General features: G+C 73.0%; 16 protein-coding genes. 2 read left to right on the forward strand and 14 right to left on the reverse strand.

What is annotated here, in order from left to right; genetic code table 11:
• Window positions 1-223: 223 nt before the first annotated feature.
• The 4 genes from AB0K80_RS27135 to rpe all read right to left on the reverse strand — a co-directional run bounded on the left by AB0K80_RS27135 (window position 224) and on the right by rpe (window position 3,961).
• The gene (locus AB0K80_RS27135; RefSeq protein WP_365674158.1) at window positions 224-1,666 is read right to left on the reverse strand and encodes a GuaB1 family IMP dehydrogenase-related protein; all 1,443 of its coding nucleotides are present in this window, start codon (window positions 1,664-1,666) and stop codon (window positions 224-226) included.
• 108 nt (window positions 1,667-1,774) lie between these two features.
• A complete protein-coding gene (locus AB0K80_RS27140; RefSeq protein WP_365674160.1) occupies window positions 1,775-2,128 on the reverse strand; it encodes a barstar family protein in 354 nt (117 codons plus the stop codon).
• 24 nt (window positions 2,129-2,152) lie between these two features.
• On the reverse strand, window positions 2,153-3,196 hold the full coding sequence (locus AB0K80_RS27145; protein ID WP_365674001.1) for a sugar-binding domain-containing protein: 1,044 nt from the start codon (window positions 3,194-3,196) through the stop codon (window positions 2,153-2,155).
• Window positions 3,197-3,259: 63 nt separating this feature from the next.
• On the reverse strand, window positions 3,260-3,961 hold the full coding sequence (gene rpe / locus AB0K80_RS27150; protein WP_365674003.1) for a ribulose-phosphate 3-epimerase: 702 nt from the start codon (window positions 3,959-3,961) through the stop codon (window positions 3,260-3,262).
• A gap of 149 nt (window positions 3,962-4,110) precedes the next feature.
• Here rpe and AB0K80_RS27155 point away from each other — a divergent pair, with 149 nt between their 5' ends.
• Window positions 4,111-6,258 (forward strand): MMPL family transporter, encoded by a 2,148-nt coding sequence (locus AB0K80_RS27155; RefSeq protein ID WP_365674004.1) that lies wholly within the window; start codon window positions 4,111-4,113, stop codon window positions 6,256-6,258.
• Window positions 6,259-6,354: 96 nt separating this feature from the next.
• Here AB0K80_RS27155 and AB0K80_RS27160 read toward each other — a convergent pair whose 3' ends face one another.
• Window positions 6,355-7,773, reverse strand: coding sequence for a transcription antitermination factor NusB (locus tag AB0K80_RS27160; RefSeq protein WP_365674005.1), 1,419 nt, complete (start codon window positions 7,771-7,773; stop codon window positions 6,355-6,357).
• Between the two features lie 75 nt (window positions 7,774-7,848).
• Window positions 7,849-8,781, reverse strand: a complete 933-nt coding sequence (gene fmt / locus AB0K80_RS27165) for a methionyl-tRNA formyltransferase (protein ID WP_365674007.1) — start codon at window positions 8,779-8,781, stop codon at window positions 7,849-7,851.
• A 247-nt stretch (window positions 8,782-9,028) separates the two neighbouring features.
• On the opposite strand from fmt, the gene AB0K80_RS27170 reads away from it, so the two are divergent.
• Window positions 9,029-9,574: a hypothetical protein gene (locus AB0K80_RS27170; RefSeq protein WP_365674009.1), complete on the forward strand. Its 546-nt coding sequence runs from the start codon at window positions 9,029-9,031 to the stop codon at window positions 9,572-9,574.
• A 101-nt stretch (window positions 9,575-9,675) separates the two neighbouring features.
• On the opposite strand, the gene AB0K80_RS27175 is transcribed toward AB0K80_RS27170, so the two are convergent.
• The 8 genes from AB0K80_RS27175 to AB0K80_RS27210 form a co-directional block, all read right to left on the reverse strand.
• Window positions 9,676-11,832, reverse strand: a complete 2,157-nt coding sequence (locus AB0K80_RS27175; RefSeq protein ID WP_365674011.1) for a primosomal protein N' — start codon at window positions 11,830-11,832, stop codon at window positions 9,676-9,678.
• Window positions 11,833-12,262: 430 nt separating this feature from the next.
• Window positions 12,263-13,471, reverse strand: a complete 1,209-nt coding sequence (gene metK / locus AB0K80_RS27180; protein ID WP_365674013.1) for a methionine adenosyltransferase — start codon at window positions 13,469-13,471, stop codon at window positions 12,263-12,265.
• 237 nt (window positions 13,472-13,708) lie between these two features.
• Window positions 13,709-14,911 carry a bifunctional phosphopantothenoylcysteine decarboxylase/phosphopantothenate--cysteine ligase CoaBC gene (gene coaBC, locus AB0K80_RS27185; RefSeq protein ID WP_365674015.1) on the reverse strand — a complete coding sequence of 401 codons (1,203 nt, stop codon included), beginning with the start codon at window positions 14,909-14,911 and terminating at the stop codon, window positions 13,709-13,711.
• 123 nt (window positions 14,912-15,034) lie between these two features.
• Window positions 15,035-15,307: a DNA-directed RNA polymerase subunit omega gene (gene rpoZ, locus AB0K80_RS27190; RefSeq protein WP_030577387.1), complete on the reverse strand. Its 273-nt coding sequence runs from the start codon at window positions 15,305-15,307 to the stop codon at window positions 15,035-15,037.
• 78 nt (window positions 15,308-15,385) lie between these two features.
• Entirely contained in the window at window positions 15,386-15,943 is a 558-nt protein-coding gene (gmk, locus tag AB0K80_RS27195) for a guanylate kinase (RefSeq protein ID WP_365674017.1), read from the reverse strand.
• A 58-nt stretch (window positions 15,944-16,001) separates the two neighbouring features.
• The gene (locus tag AB0K80_RS27200; protein WP_003977346.1) at window positions 16,002-16,325 is read right to left on the reverse strand and encodes an integration host factor; all 324 of its coding nucleotides are present in this window, start codon (window positions 16,323-16,325) and stop codon (window positions 16,002-16,004) included.
• A gap of 274 nt (window positions 16,326-16,599) precedes the next feature.
• On the reverse strand, window positions 16,600-17,442 hold the full coding sequence (gene pyrF / locus AB0K80_RS27205) for an orotidine-5'-phosphate decarboxylase (protein ID WP_365674019.1): 843 nt from the start codon (window positions 17,440-17,442) through the stop codon (window positions 16,600-16,602).
• The gene (locus tag AB0K80_RS27210; RefSeq protein WP_365674020.1) at window positions 17,439-18,554 is read right to left on the reverse strand and encodes a quinone-dependent dihydroorotate dehydrogenase; all 1,116 of its coding nucleotides are present in this window, start codon (window positions 18,552-18,554) and stop codon (window positions 17,439-17,441) included. Before AB0K80_RS27210 ends, pyrF begins: the two co-directional genes overlap by 4 nt.
• Between the last annotated feature and the right edge of the window lie 34 nt (window positions 18,555-18,588).

Consider the following 18,588-nt stretch of genomic DNA (forward strand, 5'->3'; position numbering starts at 1 on the left):
TTGTAATGCAGCAACCTTGCGCATGACTGCAAGATCATTGCGTTGCCGGGGATTCGGCGGGCGTTCGTTGCACGGCCGCTTTCGACTGTTGCGCGCAGGGCCGGTGGCAGCCGCCGCAGGGGCGGGGCGAGCCGGCGCTTTCCCTGCCCCTGAGTGGACCTGCGCCACGGCCCCCGTCGTCCCGCTGAGGGGACAACAGGGGCCGTGGGAAAGGGCGTCGGCGTCAGCTCCAGCTGGCGTGCAGGGGCTTGCCCTCCGCGTAGCCGGCGGCGCTCTGGATGCCGACGATGGCCTTCTCGGCGAACTCCTCCAGCGAGGCCGCACCGGCGTAGGTGCAGGAGGAGCGGACGCCCGCGATGATCGAGTCGATCAGGTCCTCGACGCCCGGGCGGGCCGGGTCGAGGAACATCCGGGAGGTGGAGATGCCCTCCTCGAACAGCGCCTTGCGGGCGCGGTCGTACGCCGACTCCTCCGAGGTGCGGTTGCGCACGGCACGGGCGGAGGCCATGCCGAAGGACTCCTTGTAGGGGCGTCCCTGCGCGTCGTGCTGGAGGTCGCCGGGCGACTCGTAGGTGCCGGCGAACCAGGAGCCGATCATCACGTTGGAGGCGCCGGCCGCGAGCGCCATCGCCACATCGCGCGGGTGGCGGACGCCGCCGTCGGCCCAGACGTGCTTGCCGTACTTCCTCGCCTCGGCCGCGCACTCCAGCACGGCGGAGAACTGCGGCCGGCCGACACCGGTCATCATGCGCGTGGTGCACATCGCGCCGGGGCCGACACCGACCTTGACGATGTCCGCACCGGCCTCGATGAGGTCGCGCACCCCGGCGGCGGCGACCACGTTGCCCGCGACGACCGGCACCTGCGGGTCGAGGTCGCGCACCAGCTTGAGCGCGTTGATCATCGACTCCTGGTGGCCGTGCGCGGTGTCGATGACAAGGGTGTCCACGCCCGCGTCCAGCAGCTGCTTGGCCTTGCCGGCGACGTCGCCGTTGATGCCGACGGCGGCGGCGATGCGCAGCCGGCCCTGTGCGTCGGTGGCCGGCGTGTACAGGGTGGCGCGCAGGGCGCCCTTGCGGGTGAGGATGCCGGCGAGCCTGCCCTCCCGGGTCACGGCGGGGGCGTAGCGCCGGTTGGCGTGGTCGAGGGTGTGGAAGGCCTCCCGCGGGTCCATGTCCGCGTCGATGAGCAGCAGGTCCCGCGACATGACCTCGGTCAGCTGCGTGAAGCGGTCCACGCCGGACAGGTCGGCGTCGGTGACCACGCCGATCGGCCTGTGGTCCCCGTCGACGACGACGCCGGCGTTGTGCGCGCGCTTGGGCAGCAGCGCCAGCGCGTCGGCGACGGTCTGGTGGGGGGCCAGGATGATCGGCGTGTCGAGGACCAGGTGGCGGCTCTTCACCCAGGAGACGACATCCGTGACGACGTCGATCGGGATGTCCTGCGGGATGACGACCAGACCGCCGCGGCGGGCCACCGTCTCGGCCATGCGCCGCCCGGCGATGGCGGTCATGTTGGCGACGACGAGCGGAATGGTGGTGCCCGTGCCGTCCGGGGAGCTGAGGTCCACGCCCTGACGCGAACCGACCGCGGAGCGGCTCGGCACCATGAACACGTCGTCGTACGTCAGGTCGTACGCGGGCTGGATGTCGTTGAGGAAACGCACGTGCTGCACATCCCAGTCGATCAGAGGTGGCCCCCGGACAGGTCAGCCAGGGGGAAAGAGCACGTACTTCATTGTCCCATGCCGGGGGCGCACACCTCCCCCGGCAGATCATCCAGCCTGGTCAGGGGCCTGTTCGGAGGATCCTCCAGGTCCCAGGGTCACGAAGAGCCCCGGGCCGCGGTCGGTCGCCTCGGCGAACACCTCCTCGGCGACCTGCCACTCGCCGGGCCGCGCCTCGGCGTACGCCCGCCAGCCCCGGACGACGACCAGCAGCCCCCGGTCCACGGCTCCCTCGGGCCAGTGGGAAGGGTCGGCCAGGGCGTCGGCGAGGGCGTCCCAGTCGCGGCCGAACCCCTCGGGCAGGTCCAGCTCACGGGCGCAGCGGTCCATGAGGCCCGCCAGGTCCGTGACCCCGCCGAGGTCCAGGCTGACCTGGATCCGGCCCGCCGGGTCACCCGTCATCCCGTCCCCCTGGCCGGCCATGTGTCAGGCTCCGTCCGGGTCCGCCCGGTTGAGGGCCGGCCGGGGTGTCGGGCCCGCCGTCATCAGGTAGTCCGCCGCCGAGGTGTCGGTCACCAGGCTGGTGACCAGCCCGGAGCGCAGCACCGCGTCGATGGCGGGCGCCTTGCGCTGGCCGCCGGCGATCGCCACGACCTCCGGGATACGGCGCAGCTGGTCGGCCTTGACGGTGATGCACCGCTCCCCCAGGTCCCGCCCGACCCGGCGCCCCTCGGCGTCGAAGAGGTGCGCGGACATCTCGGCGGCCACCCCGAGGGAGGCGTAGTGCGCCCGCTCCTCCTCGGAGAGCATGTCGTGCACCGTGGAGATGCCCGGCTCCCAGGAGCCGATGGAGACACACGCGACGGTGACCTTGTCGAAGTACTCGAAGGCCCGGGCGATGCCCGTCTGGTGGCGCAGGGCGGCCGCGGTGGCCGCGTCCGGCAGCAGCATGGGCGCGTAGATGGGGTGGGCGTCGCCGCCCGACACCTGGGCGGCGCGGCGTACGGCCTCCACCGAGCCGCGCTCGGCGGTCCCGGCGTCGTACACGCCGGTCAGCTGCACCACCGTGCACGGCGGCAGCTTGTCCAGGGCCGCGGCCATGTGGATGGTGGAGCGGCCCCAGGCCAGGCCCAGCACGTCGCCCTCGGTGACCAGCTCGCCGAGCAGGTCGGCGGCCACTTCCCCGAGGTTCTCGGGGTCCGGCGTCTCCGCGGCCTCGGCCGGGGACTCGACCACGACGGCGTGCCTGAGGCCGTAGCGGGCGCGCAGCGCGTCGGAGCGCTCGGCGTCCAGCTCGGCCGGGACGCGGATCTCGATGCGGACGAGGTCCCGTTCGAGGGCGGTCTCCAGGACCCGGGCCACTTTGAAGCGGCTGACGCCGAACTCCTCCGCGATCTGGATCTTGGACTTGCCCTCGAGGTAGAAGCGGCGGGCCATGGCCGCCGCCTGCACCAGCTCAGCGGGTCCCATCCGCATGGCTGACCGGCCCGCCGACATACCCGACACGGCGATCTCCTCACTACTGTTCACACTCTGGATTCGCCGTTCATCCTTGCAGATCCGCGGCGGTCGATCAGCCCTGATGGGAGCCGTTCACGTTCCTGACGTTCCGTGGTCGCACGCCCACGACGCCCTGGCGGTGGCCGCCGCCGCCTGGGTGCGTAGTGCACGTACCGCCTCGGCCGGGTCTTCCGCCCCGTACACGGCCGATCCCGCGACGAAGACGTCGGCGCCCGCGTCGGCGCACTGCTCGATGGTGGAGGCCGAGACTCCGCCGTCGACCTGGAGCCAGAGCTCCAGGCCGTGCTTGCTGATCAACTCGCGGGTGCGGCGGATCTTCGGAAGCATGATGTCGAGGAAGGCCTGTCCCCCGAAGCCCGGCTCGACCGTCATGATCAGGAGCATGTCGAGCTCGGGGAGCAGGTCCTCGTAGGGCTCGATGGGCGTCGCGGGCTTGAGCGCCATGGAGGCGCGGGCGCCCTTGGCCCGGATCTCCCGGGCGAGCCGGACGGGGGCGGCGGCCGCCTCGACGTGGAAGGTGACGGAACCGGCCCCCGCTTCCACGTACTGGGGCGCCCACCGATCGGGGGCCTCGATCATCAGGTGGCAGTCCAGCGGGGTGTCCGTCGCACGGGCGAGCGACTCTACGACCGGCACGCCGAGCGTGAGGTTGGGGACGAAATGGTTGTCCATGACGTCGACGTGGAGCCAGTCGGCTCCCTCGACCGCCTTCGCCTCGTCCGCGAGGCGGGCGAAGTCGGCGGACAGGATGCTGGGGTTGATCTGCACGGCCATGCCCCTAAGCGTGCCATGCCCTCCAGGGGTTGCGGGCATCGGTCCCAGGTGGCCAGGGTGGTGCGACGGCTGCGGGCCGTTCGCGCCCGCGCAGCCCGGCCGTGGGGTGTCACCGCCCCGCGCCTTCGGGGCATCGGCGGGAGGCCTCTATGACGAGTGAACGCGGCATCGCGCACCTGGTCTGCGGGCGGCGTGCCAAGTGGCTGGTCCTGGTGCTCTGGCTCGTGGTGCTGTTCCTCGCGGCGCCGTTCGCGCAGAAGCTGACCGACGCCCAGGACAACGACGCGGCCTCCTGGCTGCCGGGGTCGGCCGAGTCGACGCAGGTGCTCGACATCTCGGAGGACTTCCGGCCCGAGCAGATCCCGGCGGTCGTCGTCTACGCCCGGGACAGCGGCCTGACGGCCGGGGACCGGGCCCGGATCACCGAGGACGTGGCCCAGCTCAAGCAGCTGCGGGACCACGGCATCCGGGGGGCGGAGACCCGGGGGCCGGTCTTCGACCGGGGGACGGACCCGCGCGCCGCGCAGGTGTTCGTGCCGATCACGATGGACGAGAAGGGCTGGGAGCGGATCTCGCCCGCGGTGGACTCCATCCGGGACGACGTCGGCGAGAGTACCGGCGGGCTCGCGGTGCACATCACCGGCCCGGGCGGCACGTCGGCCGACTTCGCCGAGGCCTTCGAGGGCATCGACTCGACGCTGCTGCTGTCGGCGATGACGGTCGTCGTGGTCATGCTGCTGATCACCTACCGCAGCCTCACCCTCCTGCTGGTGCCGCTCCTCGCGGTGATCGTGGCCCTGTTCACCGCGCAGGCCCTGATCTATCTGCTGGCGGAGCACGCGGGCCTGACGGTCAACGGCCAGAGCGCGGGCATCCTGACGGTGCTGGTGTTCGGCGCGGGCACGGACTACGCCCTGCTGCTGGTCGCCCGCTACCGGGAGGAGCTGCGCCGCCACGAGGACCGGCACGAGGCGATGGCGCAGGCGCTGCACCGGGCGGGTCCTGCGGTGCTGGCCTCCGGAGCGACCGTGGTGCTGAGCATGCTGGTGCTGCTGGCGGCCGAGATGAACTCCACCAGTGGCCTCGGCCCGGTCGCCGCGATCGGGGTCGCGGTCGGCCTGCTGGCCATGCTCACCCTCTTCCCGGCCCTGCTGGTGATCGTCGGCCGGTGGATCTTCTGGCCGGCGATCCCCCACCACGGCACCCCGGACCCCACCGAGCGCGGCGTCTGGGCCCGCATGGGCCGCCGTATCGCCCGCCGACCGCGCATGGTGTGGGGCGTCACGGCCGCCGTCCTGGCCGTGTGCTCGCTGGGCCTGCTCCAGCTGCGTGCCGAGGGCATCGGCAACGCGGACGCCTTCACGGGCAAGCCCGACTCGATCACCGGGCAGGAGGTCTCGGCGCGCTACTTCCCGGCGGGCAGCGGCGATCCGCTCGTCATCGTCAGCAACCAGGCGCAGGCCGAACAGGTCGGCCGCGCGGTCGCCGCCACGCCCGGCGTCGTCCCGCAGTCGCTGGGCCTGCCGCCGGGCACGAAACCGTCCTTCGAGGGCCGCGTCCTGTTCGAGGCGACCATGACCGCCCCGGCCGACAGCGAGGCCGCGAAACAGACGGTCGAACGCGTCAGGGACGCCGTCCACGCCGTGCCGGACGCCGACGCGAAGGTGGGCGGCGGTACGGCGGCCCTGCTGGACATGGACAAGGCGACGACGCACGACAACGTGCTGATCATCCCGCTGGTGCTGGCCGTCGTCCTGCTGATCCTGTGCGCCCTGCTGCGTGCCCTGATCGCCCCGCTGCTGCTGATCGCAACGGTGATCCTGTCCTTCGCGGCGGCCCTCGGGATCAGTGCCCTGGCCTTCCGGTACGTCTTCGACTACGCGGGCGAGTCGACCGACTTCCCGCTGTTCGTCTTCGTCTTCCTGGTGGCGCTCGGCATCGACTACAACATCTTCCTCACCACCCGCATCCACGAGGAGGCCCGCCGCCAGGGCACCCGGGCGGGCGTGGTGACCGGTCTCGCCGCGACCGGCGCGGTCATCACCTCCGCCGGTCTCGTCCTGGCCGGCACCTTCGCCGCACTCGGCACGCTGCCCATGGTCGCCTTCGCCGAGATCGGCTTCGCGGTCGCCCTGGGCGTCCTCCTGGACACCTTCGTCGTACGGTCCGTCCTGGTCACGGCCCTGTTCCTGGACGTAGGCCACAAGGTGTGGTGGCCACACCGGCTGGCCCGCCAGGACGGCGGCCGGAAGGAGCCCGAGGCGGTCGGGGCGGGGGCCGGGCGGTCGGGCGGATGAGCGGTCAGACGGAGGACAGCCGGTCCGGCTGGTCCAGCGCGGCTGAACGGCCGGACCAAGCTGGCCAGGCCGGCGGGCAAGCGGCCCGGGGCGGGATCAGCCGGTGCGGCGGATGAGGGCCAGATACATCGCGTCCGTGCCGTGCAGATGCGGCCACAGTTGCACGTCCGGCCCCTCCCCCAGGTCCGGTACGCCGGCCAGCAGCGGCCGGGCGTCGAGCAGGTCGGCGTCCGGGTGCTGCTTGAGCACGTCGGCGACCACGGCCCGGGTCTCGGCGAGGTGCGGCGAGCAGGTCGCGTAGCCGACGACGCCGCCGACCCGCACCGACTCCAGGGCGGTGCGCAGCAGCCCGCGCTGCAGCGGGGCGAAGGAGTCCAGGTCCTCGGGGCGCCGCCGCCAGCGCGCCTCGGGCCGCCTGCGCAGGGCGCCGAGCCCGGTGCACGGCACATCGACCAGCACCCGGTCGAAGCTGCCCGGCCGCCACGCGGGCCGCGTCCCGTCGGCGGCGACGACCTGGTAGGGCCCGGGGTTCCCGGCCAGCGCCCTGGCCACGAGCCCGGCGCGGTGGGTCTGCTTCTCGGAGGCGACGAGCAGGGCTCCCCGTTGCGCCGCGAGCGCGCCGAGCAGCGCGGCCTTGCCGCCCGGCCCGGCACACCCGTCCAGCCAGCGCCGGTCGGGCCCCTCCAGCGGCGCGTTGGCCAGGGCGAGCGCGACCAGCTGGCTGCCCTCGTCCTGCACACCGGCGCGTCCGTCCCGTACGGCCGCCACCGCCCCCGGCTCGCCGCCCTCGCTCAGCCGCACGGCGTACGGCGACCAGCGCCCCGGCACGGCGGCGTCCTCGGCGAGGAGTTCCTCCGTCGTGGCCCGCCCGGGCCGGGCGACCAGGGTGACCTCGGGCCGCTCGTTGTCGGCGCGCAGCAACTCCTCGATCCCGGCCCGCCCGCCGCCGAGGGAGTCCCACAGCGCGGAGACGACCCAGCGGGGGTGCGAGTGCACGACGGCCAGGTGGTCCTCGGGGTCCTCGTCGTAGGGCGGCGCGACCTTGGCGAGCCAGCCGTCGAGATCGTCCTGGGCCACCTTGCGCAGCACCGCGTTGACGAACTTGGCCCGCCCGTCGCCGAGCACGACACGCGCCAGCTCCACGGTCGCGGAGACCGCGGCATGGGTCGGGATCCGCGTCCCGAGCAACTGGTGCGCACCGAGGCTCAGCACGTCCAGTACCGGCGGATCGACCTCGCGCAGCGGCCGGTCGACACAGGCGGCGATGACGGCGTCGTACGTGCCCTGCCGCCGCAGTGTCCCGTACACCAGCTCGGTCGCGAGCGCCGCGTCCCGGGCCTCGAAGTCGCCGTTCTCCCGCGCCTTGCGCAGCAGCGGCGGCAGGACGAGGTTGGCGTACGCGTCACGCTCGTCCACGGCCCGCAGCGCCTCGAAGGCGAGGATGCGGACGGGGTCCTTCTTGGGCCTGCGGTACGGCTTGGCGGGCCTGCGGGGCCGACGGGGCTGGTCGCTCACGAAAAAGGTGCTCCGGGTGTGGGATGAAGTGCGCTGTCCAGCCTACGTCGTCGCCGCTCGCGCGCCGTGAGGGCATCAGTGCCCGAGCCGCTCCCCGTCGGCGATCCGCACCCCGCGTGCCCAGTCGGCCGCCTTCATCGGCTTCTTGCCCTGGGCCTGCACCCACAGCAGCTCGACGGCGTGCGAGCCGGTGCCGGCGTACACGTGGTTCTTGCCGGCCGCGAGCTGCCCGGGGGCGAGGTCCGTGCGCTCGGGGAGGAGCGTGACCTGGATCAGCTTGAGCCGCTCACCGCGGAAGGTGGTCCAGGCGCCGGGCGCCGGGGTGCAGCCCCGCACCACGCGGTCCACGCGCAGCGCGGGAGCGTTCCAGTCGACACGGGCGTCCTCGACGGTGACCTTCGGGGCGAGACTGATGCCCTCGGCCGGCTGCGGTACGGCCTTCAGCGTGCCGTCCTCGATCCCGTCCATGGTCGCGGCGAGCAGCCCGGCGCCCGCGAAGGCGAGCCGGGTGAGCAGGTCACCGCTGGTGTCGGTGGGCCGGATCTCCTCGGTCACGGTCCCGTACACGGGCCCGGAGTCGAGTCCCTCCTCGATGAGGAAGGTGGAGGCGCCGGTGATCTCGTCCCCGGCCATGATGGCGTGCTGCACGGGCGCGGCCCCGCGCCAGGCGGGCAGCAGCGAGAAGTGCAGGTTGACCCAGCCGTGGGCGGGGATGTCGAGGGCGACGCGGGGCAGCAGCGCCCCGTAGGCCACGACGGGACAGCAGTCCGGCCCGATCTCCCGCAGCCGCTCGAGGAACTCCGGCTCGCGTGGCCTGGCCGGCTTGAGCACCTCGATCCCGGCCTCCTCGGCCCGCTCGGCCACCGGCGACGCGACCATCCTGCGCCCCCGCCCGGCGGGCGCGTCGGGCCGCGTGACGACGGCGGCCACCTCGTGCCGCCCGGAGGCGAGCAGGGCGTCCAGGGCGGGAACGGCGACCTCGGGTGTACCGGCGAAGACGAGCTTCATGGGGTGCTGGTGGCCTCTCGGGCGGGTTCGGTCTGCGGGCAACGCCCAAGTCTATTTCCCACCCCGCCGGCAAGCCGCCAACGGCGACCGAGCCCCACGGCGGACCCGGGTCCCCGGCGCACGAACATGAACACACGCCCCCTCCCCGTGACCTGCGGGGCGAATCCGCGTTGGTCAAGGAAGAGTTGACCACAACGGGCCGCGATCGCGGCCCATTCCTTTCAACGCCGGTTCGAGAGGCTTGTTCATGGCCGACCACGCAACCCACGACGCCCAGGCTCGGGCCAGCCTGCACTTGCTGGTGCGGGACATCGAGCGGGTCCGCCGGCAGGTGGACGCACTGCGCACGCTCACCGCCCAGTTGGGCAACGTCTACCGCCCGCGGCGCTCCGGCCCCTCCACGGGCTTCGTCGTCTACGGACGCGCCCCCGCCCCGACGGTCCGTCTCGCCCAGGAGCTGCGGGACAGTGTCGAGACCCTGGTCACGGCGGCCGTGGACTTCGACCGCTCACTCGGTTTCTCGTGGGACGCGGTGGGCTCCGCGCTCGGGGTCACCAAGCAGGCGGTGCACCGCCGTTACGGTGCCCGCCGCGCCGCTGCGCAGGCGGCCGCCGCCGAGGCCGAGCGCGCGCCGGACCCCGCGGGCACCCGCACGCTCAACGTGGGCACCGGCATCCCCGCGGTGCCGACGGTCCCCGCGGCCCGCTCCATGCCGACGCAGCCCACGGCGGGCAGCTCCGCCCTGCGCGACGAGGCGAGACCGACGGTCTTCCCGAGCCCGCGCAACGGCTGACGCACCATCGCCTCCTCGGCACCGCTGCCCTCCCGCCACCGTCCGGGAGGGCAGCGGCATGCCGGGCCCGGTCCGTCAGGCGGACGGCAGGCCCCGCCCCCTCACCCGATGTCGGGCGGATCGATCCGCACCCACACCGCTCCCCCGGCTCCTCCTCCCCGGGCCATCCGCGCCGCCTGGGCGGCCTTCAAGGCGCCGGCCAGTGCGGATCCCCTCCCGGGTGGTACCCGGATCAGCGCCCGCTCCCAGTGCTCCCCGGGAGGCGGCGCTCCCGGCCGCCGCGGACGCCCCGCTGCGGTGACGGGCAGCGGCACGGGCCCCAGCACCTCGGCCTCCGGCGGCAGGTCCACGCCCCGGAGGAAGTCCGCTACCGCCTCGGCCGGCCCCGAGACGGCCGCCATCCGCGACACCGGCGGAAACCCCAGCTCCGCCCGCTCGGCCAGTTCCCGCACCGCGTGCCCCACGGGGTCCCACCGTACGAGCGCCTGCACAGGCCTGAGCGTCGGTTCGGCGACGACGACCACCGTGCCGCCGGCCGCCTGCGGCCGTACCAGGGAGGCGGCCCCGATCCACCGCCGCAACGCGTCCTCCCCGGCCCGCAGATCGGGCCGTCCGAGCATGGCCCACCCGTCCAGCAGCAGCGCCGCCGCGTATCCGCCCTCGGCGACCGGTTCGGCCCCCGGCGTACTCACCACCAGGGCAGGGGCGCCGGGCACGGTGTCGAGCACATGCTCACGGCCCGACGTCCGTACCGGTACGGCGGGAAACGCCCGCCCCAGCTCCTCGGCGGTCCGCCGCGCCCCCACCACCTGGGCCCGCAACCGGAACGCACCGCACTCAGGGCAGTGCCAGGCCCCCTCCTCACGCCCGCACCATCCGCACCGCAGCGCGGCCTCGGACCCCTGCGCCTCCAGGGGCCCGGAGCAGTGCCGGCACCGCGCGGGCGCCCGGCACTGCGCGCACGCCATCCGCGGTACGTAACCCCGCCGGGGCACCTGGACCAGCACGGGGCCGTGCCGCAGACCGTCCCTGACGACCTGCCAGGCCAGGGTGGGCAGCCGGGCGGCCCGGGCGGCCTCGTCCCGCGCGAGATCCCCGTCCCCGACGGTCCGTACGAGCGGTGCGGCGGCCCGGACCTGTTCCCGGCCGGCGACGAGCGGCCGGGCCCAGCCGGTCTCGACGAGCTGTGCGGCCTCGACGGTGCAGCTCCAGCTGCCGAGCAGGAACCCGCACCTGTCCTGGGCGGCTCGCAGCAGCAGCACCTCCCGCGCGTGCGGCTGGGGGGCGTGCTGCTCGCTGTGGCTGTCGTCGCCGTCGTCCCAGAGGGCGACCAGCCCGAGGTTCTGCACGGGGGCGAACATGGCGGCCCGGGTGCCGACGACCGCCCGGACGGCGCCCCGCCGCACCGCCAGCCACTGGGCGTACCGCTTCTCGGGTCCGGCGTCGGCGGTGAGCACCGCGTGTCTGCCCTCGCCCAGCAGCTCGGTCAGCGCGGCGTCCACCCGTGCCACGGCCCGCCCGTCGGGCAGCACGACCAGCGCGCCCCGCCCGGAGGCCAGCGTGGCGATCACGGCCCGGGCGAGTTCCTCGCTCCACTGCGGGCCGGGCAGCGCCTGCCACACGGCCCGTGGCACGCCGCCCGTGGCCAGTGACTCCAGGAACGCAGGCCCCCGCTCGTACCGCTCCCAGGACCCCGGCTGAGGGGCGTCGGGCGGGGGCAGCGGCGGGGGCGAGGGCCGCTGCTCGGCCCGGGCGTTGCGCGGCGGTACCGCGAGTTGCAGCACATCGGCGAGGCTGCCCGCGTACCGGTCGGCGACGGCCCGCGCCAGTCCCAGCAGCTCCTCGCTGAGGACGCGTTCGGGGGACACCACCTGGGCGAGTGCCGCCAGCGGGCCCGAGTAGTCGGACTCGGCCAGCCGCTCGACGAGGAACCCGTCGATCAGCCCGCCGCCCTCGCGCCGTCCGTCGCGCACCCGGTGCCGTCCGGCGCCGAACCGCACCCGGACGCGCACGCCGGGCTGGGCGTCCGCGTCCAGCTCCGCGGGTACGGCGTAGTCGAAGTACCGGTCGAGGTGCAGCACGCCCTTGTCGACGAGCACCCGGGCGACGGGCAGTTTCTCGGCGAGTGCGGCCCCCCGCCACGTCCGGGGCTTCGCCCGCGGCTCCTTCGCCTTGCGCACGCTCTCCCGGATGAGCGCGAGCTGCTCGGGCGGCGCACCCTCCGCCCCGCCGCCCATCCGTCCGTTCTCGCTGCTCACGCTTGCATTCTTACCAAAGGCCACTGACAACCGGCCTGGCCCGAGTGCCCCACGGCGGCGGCCACACGCCGCCCCGGCCACGCCCCACCCCGGGCTGTCGCCGCCCGACCACGGGGAGGCGAACCACGGGCTTCCCCCGGGCCCCGAAGGAACCGCCCCCCGCCCGGTGCCGGTCGTCGGCCGTCCGACCGGGATCGACGCGGCCGCGGTACGCGCAGCCTGCGGTTCCCGCCGTGCGGCCCGCGACCTGCCGCCGCCCCGGCCGGCTCGGCCACCCCCCACCCGGGCTGTCGCCGCGCTGCGGCTCCCGCGTGCGGTCCCCGAGCTGTGCTCCGGGATCCCCGTGGCGGTGACGCGCGTAAGCCGTCTGGACGCGCGCAGGCCCGGCACCCCAGAGGGGCACCGGGCCTGCCGGCGAACGCGGTGGGTCCTACAGCCCCGCGGCCGCTCGCAGCGCGTCCACGCGGTCCGTCTTCTCCCACGTGAAGTCGGGCAGCTCGCGGCCGAAGTGCCCGTACGCGGCGGTCTGGGCGTAGATCGGGCGGAGCAGGTCGAGGTCGCGGATGATCGCGGCCGGACGGAGGTCGAACACCTCGTCGATGGCCTGCTCGATCTTGCCGATCTCCACCTTCTCGGTGCCGAAGGTCTCGACGAACAGGCCCACGGGCTCGGCCTTGCCGATGGCGTAGGCGACCTGGACCTCGCAGCGGGAGGCCAGGCCCGCGGCGACGACGTTCTTGGCGACCCAGCGCATGGCGTAGGCGGCGGAGCGGTCGACCTTGGACGGGTCCTTGCCGGAGAAGGCGCCGCCGCCGTGGCGGGCCATGCCGCCGTACGTGTCGATGATGATCTTCCGACCGGTCAGGCCGGCGTCGCCCATCGGGCCGCCGATCTCGAACCGGCCGGTGGGGTTGACCAGCAGGCGGTAGTTCTCGGTGTCCAGCTTGATGCCGTCGTCGAGCAGAGCCTTGAGCTCCGGCTCCACGACGAACTCCTTGATGTCGGGGGCCAGCAGCGAGTCCAGGTCGATGTCGGAGGCGTGCTGGGAGGAGACCACGACGGTGTCGAGGCGAACGGCCTTGTCGCCGTCGTACTCGATGGTGACCTGGGTCTTGCCGTCGGGGCGCAGGTAGGGGATCGTGCCGTTCTTGCGCACGTCCGACAGGCGCTTGGACAGGCGGTGCGCGAGGAAGATCGGCAGCGGCATCAGCGTCGGCGTCTCGTCCGTCGCGTAGCCGAACATCAGGCCCTGGTCGCCGGCGCCCTGGCGGTCCAGCTCGTCGTCGTCGCCCTCGACCCGGGCCTCGTAGGCCGCGTCGACACCCTGGGCGATGTCCGGGGACTGCGCGCCGATCGACACCGACACGCCGCAGGAGGCGCCGTCGAAGCCCTTCTTGGAGGAGTCGTAGCCGATCTCGAGGATCTTGTTGCGGACGAGGGTCGCGATGTCCGCGTAGGTCTTGGTCGTGACCTCGCCGGCCACGTGCACCAGGCCGGTCGTGATCAGGGTCTCGACCGCGACGCGGGAGGTCGGGTCGTCGCGCAGCAGCGCGTCGAGGATGGTGTCGCTGATCTGGTCAGCGATCTTGTCGGGGTGACCCTCGGTCACGGACTCCGAGGTGAACAGGCGACGGGACACAACGCTCCCTGGGGTTGCAGCGGCTGCTGGCTGATCATTGGCGGACGGCGGGGGCTGCACCCGACGCCGTCCGTGAACAGTTTATCGGTCACGCTCCGGTCACGGACCCCCTGTCTCGTCTCTCGGGAGTGCTGTGACCTGCGGCACGGGCATTCTGCCCAATCACGGGTGGCGTTGACCAGAGGCGCCACGCCCGGATGGGCGTGGCGCGCCGGGCCGGTGCGGCGGACGGAACCTTCACGCCAGCCGTTCGGCCACCAGGTCCCACACGGTGTCGGCCAGTGCTTCCTTGGGGCCGTGGGCGACGTGGGTCTCGCTGCCGTCCGCGCCCAGCACGACGGCCTCGTTCTCCTCGGCGCCGAACGTCTTGCGCTCCCCCACCTCGTTCACCACCAGCAGATCGCAGCCCTTGCGCTTGAGCTTGGCGCGGCCGTTGGCGAGCACGTCGTCGGTCTCGGCGGCGAAGCCGACGATCACCTGTCCGGGCCGCGCACGGTCGGCGGAGATCTCCGCCAGGACGTCCGGATTCCGCACCAGGACGACGGGCTCGGGGTCCTGGTCGTCCTTCTTCTTGATCTTTCCGGCCGCGTACGTCGCCGGGCGGAAGTCCGCGACGGCCGCCGCCATGACGACCGCGTCGGCGCCGGCGGCCGCCGACAGGACCGCCTCGCGCAGTTGCACGGCCGTCTCGACGGGGACGACGTCCACGTCCGCCGGGTCGGGCAGCGCGGTGTTCGCCGCGATCAGCGTGACCCGTGCGCCGCGGGCGGCGGCCGTACGGGCCAGGGCGTAGCCCTGCTTGCCGGAGGAGCGGTTGCCGAGGAAGCGGACCGGGTCGAGGGGCTCGCGGGTGCCGCCGGCGCTGATCACCACGTGCCGGCCCGTCAGGTCGGCTTCGGTGCCGCCCCGGGCCAGCACACGGCGGCAGACCTCGAAGATCTCGGCCGGTTCGGGCAGCCGGCCCTTGCCGGTGTCGACGCCGGTGAGACGGCCGACGGCCGGTTCGATGACGACGGCGCCCCGGCGGCGCAGGGTCGCCACGTTCTCCTGGGTGGCCGGGTGCTCCCACATCTCGGTGTGCATGGCGGGGGCGAAGACGACCGGGCAGCGGGCGGTCAGGAGCGTGTTGGTCAGGAGGTCGTCGGCCAGGCCGTGGGCCGCCTTGGCCAGCATGTCGGCCGTGGCCGGGGCGACCACGACCAGGTCGGCGTGCTGGCCGATGCGCACGTGCGGGACCTCGTGCACGTCGTCCCACACCTCGGTCGCGACCGGGTTGCCGGACAGGGCGGACCAGGTGGCGGCGCCGACGAAGTGCAGCGCGGAGGCGGTGGGGACCACCCGGACGTCGTGCCCCGACTCCGTGAGCCGCCTGAGCAGCTCACAGGCCTTGTAGGCGGCGATGCCGCCGCTCACCCCCAGTACGACCTTGGGCTTGTCCACCGTCTCTCCCCGGGCTCGGCACCGTACGACATCAATGACACACCACAGGCCCGGCAGTCGCGCTGCCGGGCCTGTGGAAAAGTCAGCTGCGAGCTGACGGTACTACTTATTGCACTGAGGGTCTTACTGCCCCGGGCCCTCGATGGCCTCGGACGTCAGCAGCCCCGCGTTGATCTCGCGGAGGGCGATCGAGAGCGGCTTCTCGTGGACGTGGGTGTCCACGAGCGGACCGACGTACTCGAGGAGACCCTCGCCGAGCTGCGAGTAGTACGCGTTGATCTGGCGGGCCCGCTTGGCCGCGTAGATCACGAGGCTGTACTTCGAGTCGGTGGCCTCGAGGAGCTCGTCGATCGGCGGGTTGATGATGCCCTCGGGCGCGGAGATGGAAGAGGACACGCTCTACCTTCCGATGGATGGGAAAGAATCAGTCGGCTGATCGGTCGGTGACCGGCCTCACAAAACGACCAGTCTGGATCACACCACGTCCATCAAGGCTAGCAGCTCGCGCGCCACGTCCTCGACGGAGGTGTTGACCAGGGTCACGTCGAACTCAGGCTCGGCCGCCAGCTCGATCTTGGCGGCGTCGAGACGGCGCTCGATGACCTCGGGCGGCTCGGTGCCGCGGCCGGTGAGTCTGCGCACCAGCTCCTCCCAGGAGGGAGGGGCCAGGAACACCAGCTGGGCCTCGGGCATGGACTCGCGGACCAGACGGGCGCCCTGGAGGTCGATCTCGAGGAGTACCGGCTCACCGGCCTCCAGCCGCTCCTGCACGGCCGCACGCGGCGTGCCGTACCGGTTGCCGGCGAACTCGGCCCACTCCAGCAGCTCGCCGTTGGCGATCAGCTTGTCCATCTCCTCGTCGGTGACGAAGAAGTAGTGGACCCCGTGCTGCTCGCCGGGGCGGGGCTTGCGGGTCGTCGCCGACACCGAGAGCCAGACCTCGGGATGTTCCTTGCGCATATGGGCGACGACCGTGCTCTTGCCGACCCCCGAGGGGCCGGAGAGCACGGTCAGCCGCGGACGTTCACTCATGCAGCGATTATTCCAGGTGTCCCGGAGTGCCCGGGACTCGCTTGCCGGAGGACCCGGGTCAGGAACCGGTGCTGCCGAACTCGCGCTCCAGGGAGGCGATCTGGTTGGAGCCGAGGCCGCGCACCCGGCGGCTCTCGGAGATACCGAGTCGCTCCATGATCTGCTTGGCGCGGACCTTGCCCACGCCCGGCAGGGACTCAAGAAGGGCGGAGACCTTCATCTTGCCGATGACGTCGTTCTCCTGGCCCTGCTTGATGACCTCGTGGAGGGAGGCGCCGGAGTGCTTGAGTCGATTCTTGACCTCGGCCCGCTCCCGGCGAGCCGCGGCGGCCTTTTCGAGCGCGGCTGCGCGCTGTTCAGGGGTAAGGGGCGGAAGAGCCACGCCTACGTCACCTCGGATGTCGAACTGTCGGATACGGACCGGTGAGGAACCTAGTCGCCCCACACCTGGGGAGCCACGAGCAACACGCTCGCCCGCTCACACACGTCGGAGACTAGCGGTCAAGTCCGCCAGAGTCAGCGAGAACAGCGGAAAAGTCCTGGTCAGCCTCCGTCAGGGCGGACATTGAGGACATAATGCCCCGGATTTGAGGATGTATCCAGGCTCAAGTGTTCCCCGAGCCACCCGTCGGAGGCCCGGGGACCACCCGGCGCGTTCACACGGACGCGACAGCGTCCCTGATCTCCTGTGCGAAGCGTTCCGCCGCGTCACGCAGCGCGACCACGTCCGGGCCGTGCCGCAGCACCCCGCGGCTGACGTTCGGCACGACGTTGCGCACCGCCGCCCCGAAGACCCGGGGAAGATCGGCCGGTGTCGCCCCCTGGGCACCGATCCCGGGCGCGAGGAGCGGACCGCCCATGTCCAGGTCGTACGAGGACAGGTCGCCGAGCGTGGCGCCGACCACCGCGCCGAAGGAGCCCAGGGGCTCCTCGCCGGCGTTCTCGGCGGCCAGGTGCGCCAGCATGGTCGCGCCGACGCTGCGCCCGTCCGCGCGGATCGCGTGCTGCACCTCGCCGCCCTCCGGGTTGGAGGTCAGCGCCAGCACGAACAGGCCCGTGCCGTTCTCCCGCGCCAGGGCGACGGCCGGGGAGAGCGACCCGTAGCCGAGGTACGGCGAGACGGTCAGCGCGTCGGAGAACAGCGGGGCGTCCTTGTGCAGGAAGGACTCCGCGTAGGCGGCCATGGTCGAGCCGATGTCGCCGCGCTTGGCGTCCATGACGACCAGCGCACCGGCCGCCCGGGCCTCGGCCACCGACTTCTCCAGTACGGCGACGCCGCGTGAGCCGAACCGCTCGAAGAAGGCGCTCTGCGGCTTGAGCACGGCGACCCGGCCGGCCACCGCCTCCACGACCGTGCGGCTGAACCGCTCCAGGCCCGCGACGTCGTCGTTCAGGCCCCACTCGGCGAGCAGGGAGGCGTGCGGGTCGATGCCGACGCACAGCGGGCCCCGCTCGTCCATGGCCCGCCGCAGACGCGCACCGAAGGGTTCCAGGCTCATGCGGAGCTCCTCGCGTTTCTCACGTCGGCGCCCACCGCGTCGGCGAGCGTGGCGTACGGGCTGGTGCGCAGGCGTGCCGCTAGGCCCTTGTGCAGGGCGCGGTTCCAGAAGGGCCCCTCGTAGACGAACGCGCTGTAGCCCTGCACCAGCGTGGCGCCGGCCAGGATGCGCTGCCAGGCGTCCTCGGCGTTCTCGATGCCCCCGACGCCCACCAGGGTGATCCGGTCGCCCACGCGCGCGTACAGCCGGCGCAGCACCTGAAGGGAGCGCGCCTTCAGGGGCGCGCCGGACAGGCCGCCGGTCTCCTGGACCAGGGCGGGGTCCGACCGCAGCCCGAGTCCCTCGCGCGCGATGGTCGTGTTGGTGGCGATGATCCCGTCCAGGCCGAGCTCGACGGCCAGGTCGGCGACGGCGTCGATGTCCTCGTCGGCGAGGTCCGGCGCGATCTTGACGAGGAGCGGCACCCGGCGACCGGGGACCGAACGGTCGGCGGCCTCGCGGACCGCGCTGAGCAGCGGGCGCAGGTGGTCGACCGCCTGCAGGTCGCGCAGCCCCGGCGTGTTCGGGGAGGAGACGTTGACCACCAGGTAGTCGGCGTACGGCGCCAGCCGCCCGGCCGACTTCACGTAGTCGGCGACGGCCTCGGTCTCCGGGACGGCCTTGGTCTTGCCGATGTTGACGCCGACGACGGTCTTGAAGACGGGCGTACGGGAGGCCAGGCGGGCGGCGACGCGCAGGGAGCCGTCGTTGTTGAAGCCCATGCGGTTGATGAGCGCCCGGTCCTGGACCAGCCGGAACAGCCGCTTCTTGGGGTTGCCGGGCTGCGGCTCGCCGGTGACCGTGCCGATCTCGACGTGGTCGAAGCCGAGCATGGCCATGCCGTCGATGCCGACGGCGTTCTTGTCGAAGCCGGCGGCGAGCCCGAAGGGGCCGTGCATGCGCAGCCCGAAGGCCTCGGTGCGCAGTTCCTTGTAGCGGGGCGCGAGCACCGCCGCGAGGAAGGTGCGCAGCACGGGGACGCGGGCGGCCAGACGGATCCAGCGGAAGGCGAGGTGGTGGGCCCGCTCCGGGTCCATGCGCCGGAAGACGAGGCTGAAAAGGATCGTGTACATGGTGTCCTCGTGAAGAGGGGGACACCGTTTCCGG

The organism is Streptomyces sp. NPDC052682, from assembly GCF_040678435.1.
Lineage (GTDB): Bacteria > Actinomycetota > Actinomycetes > Streptomycetales > Streptomycetaceae > Streptomyces.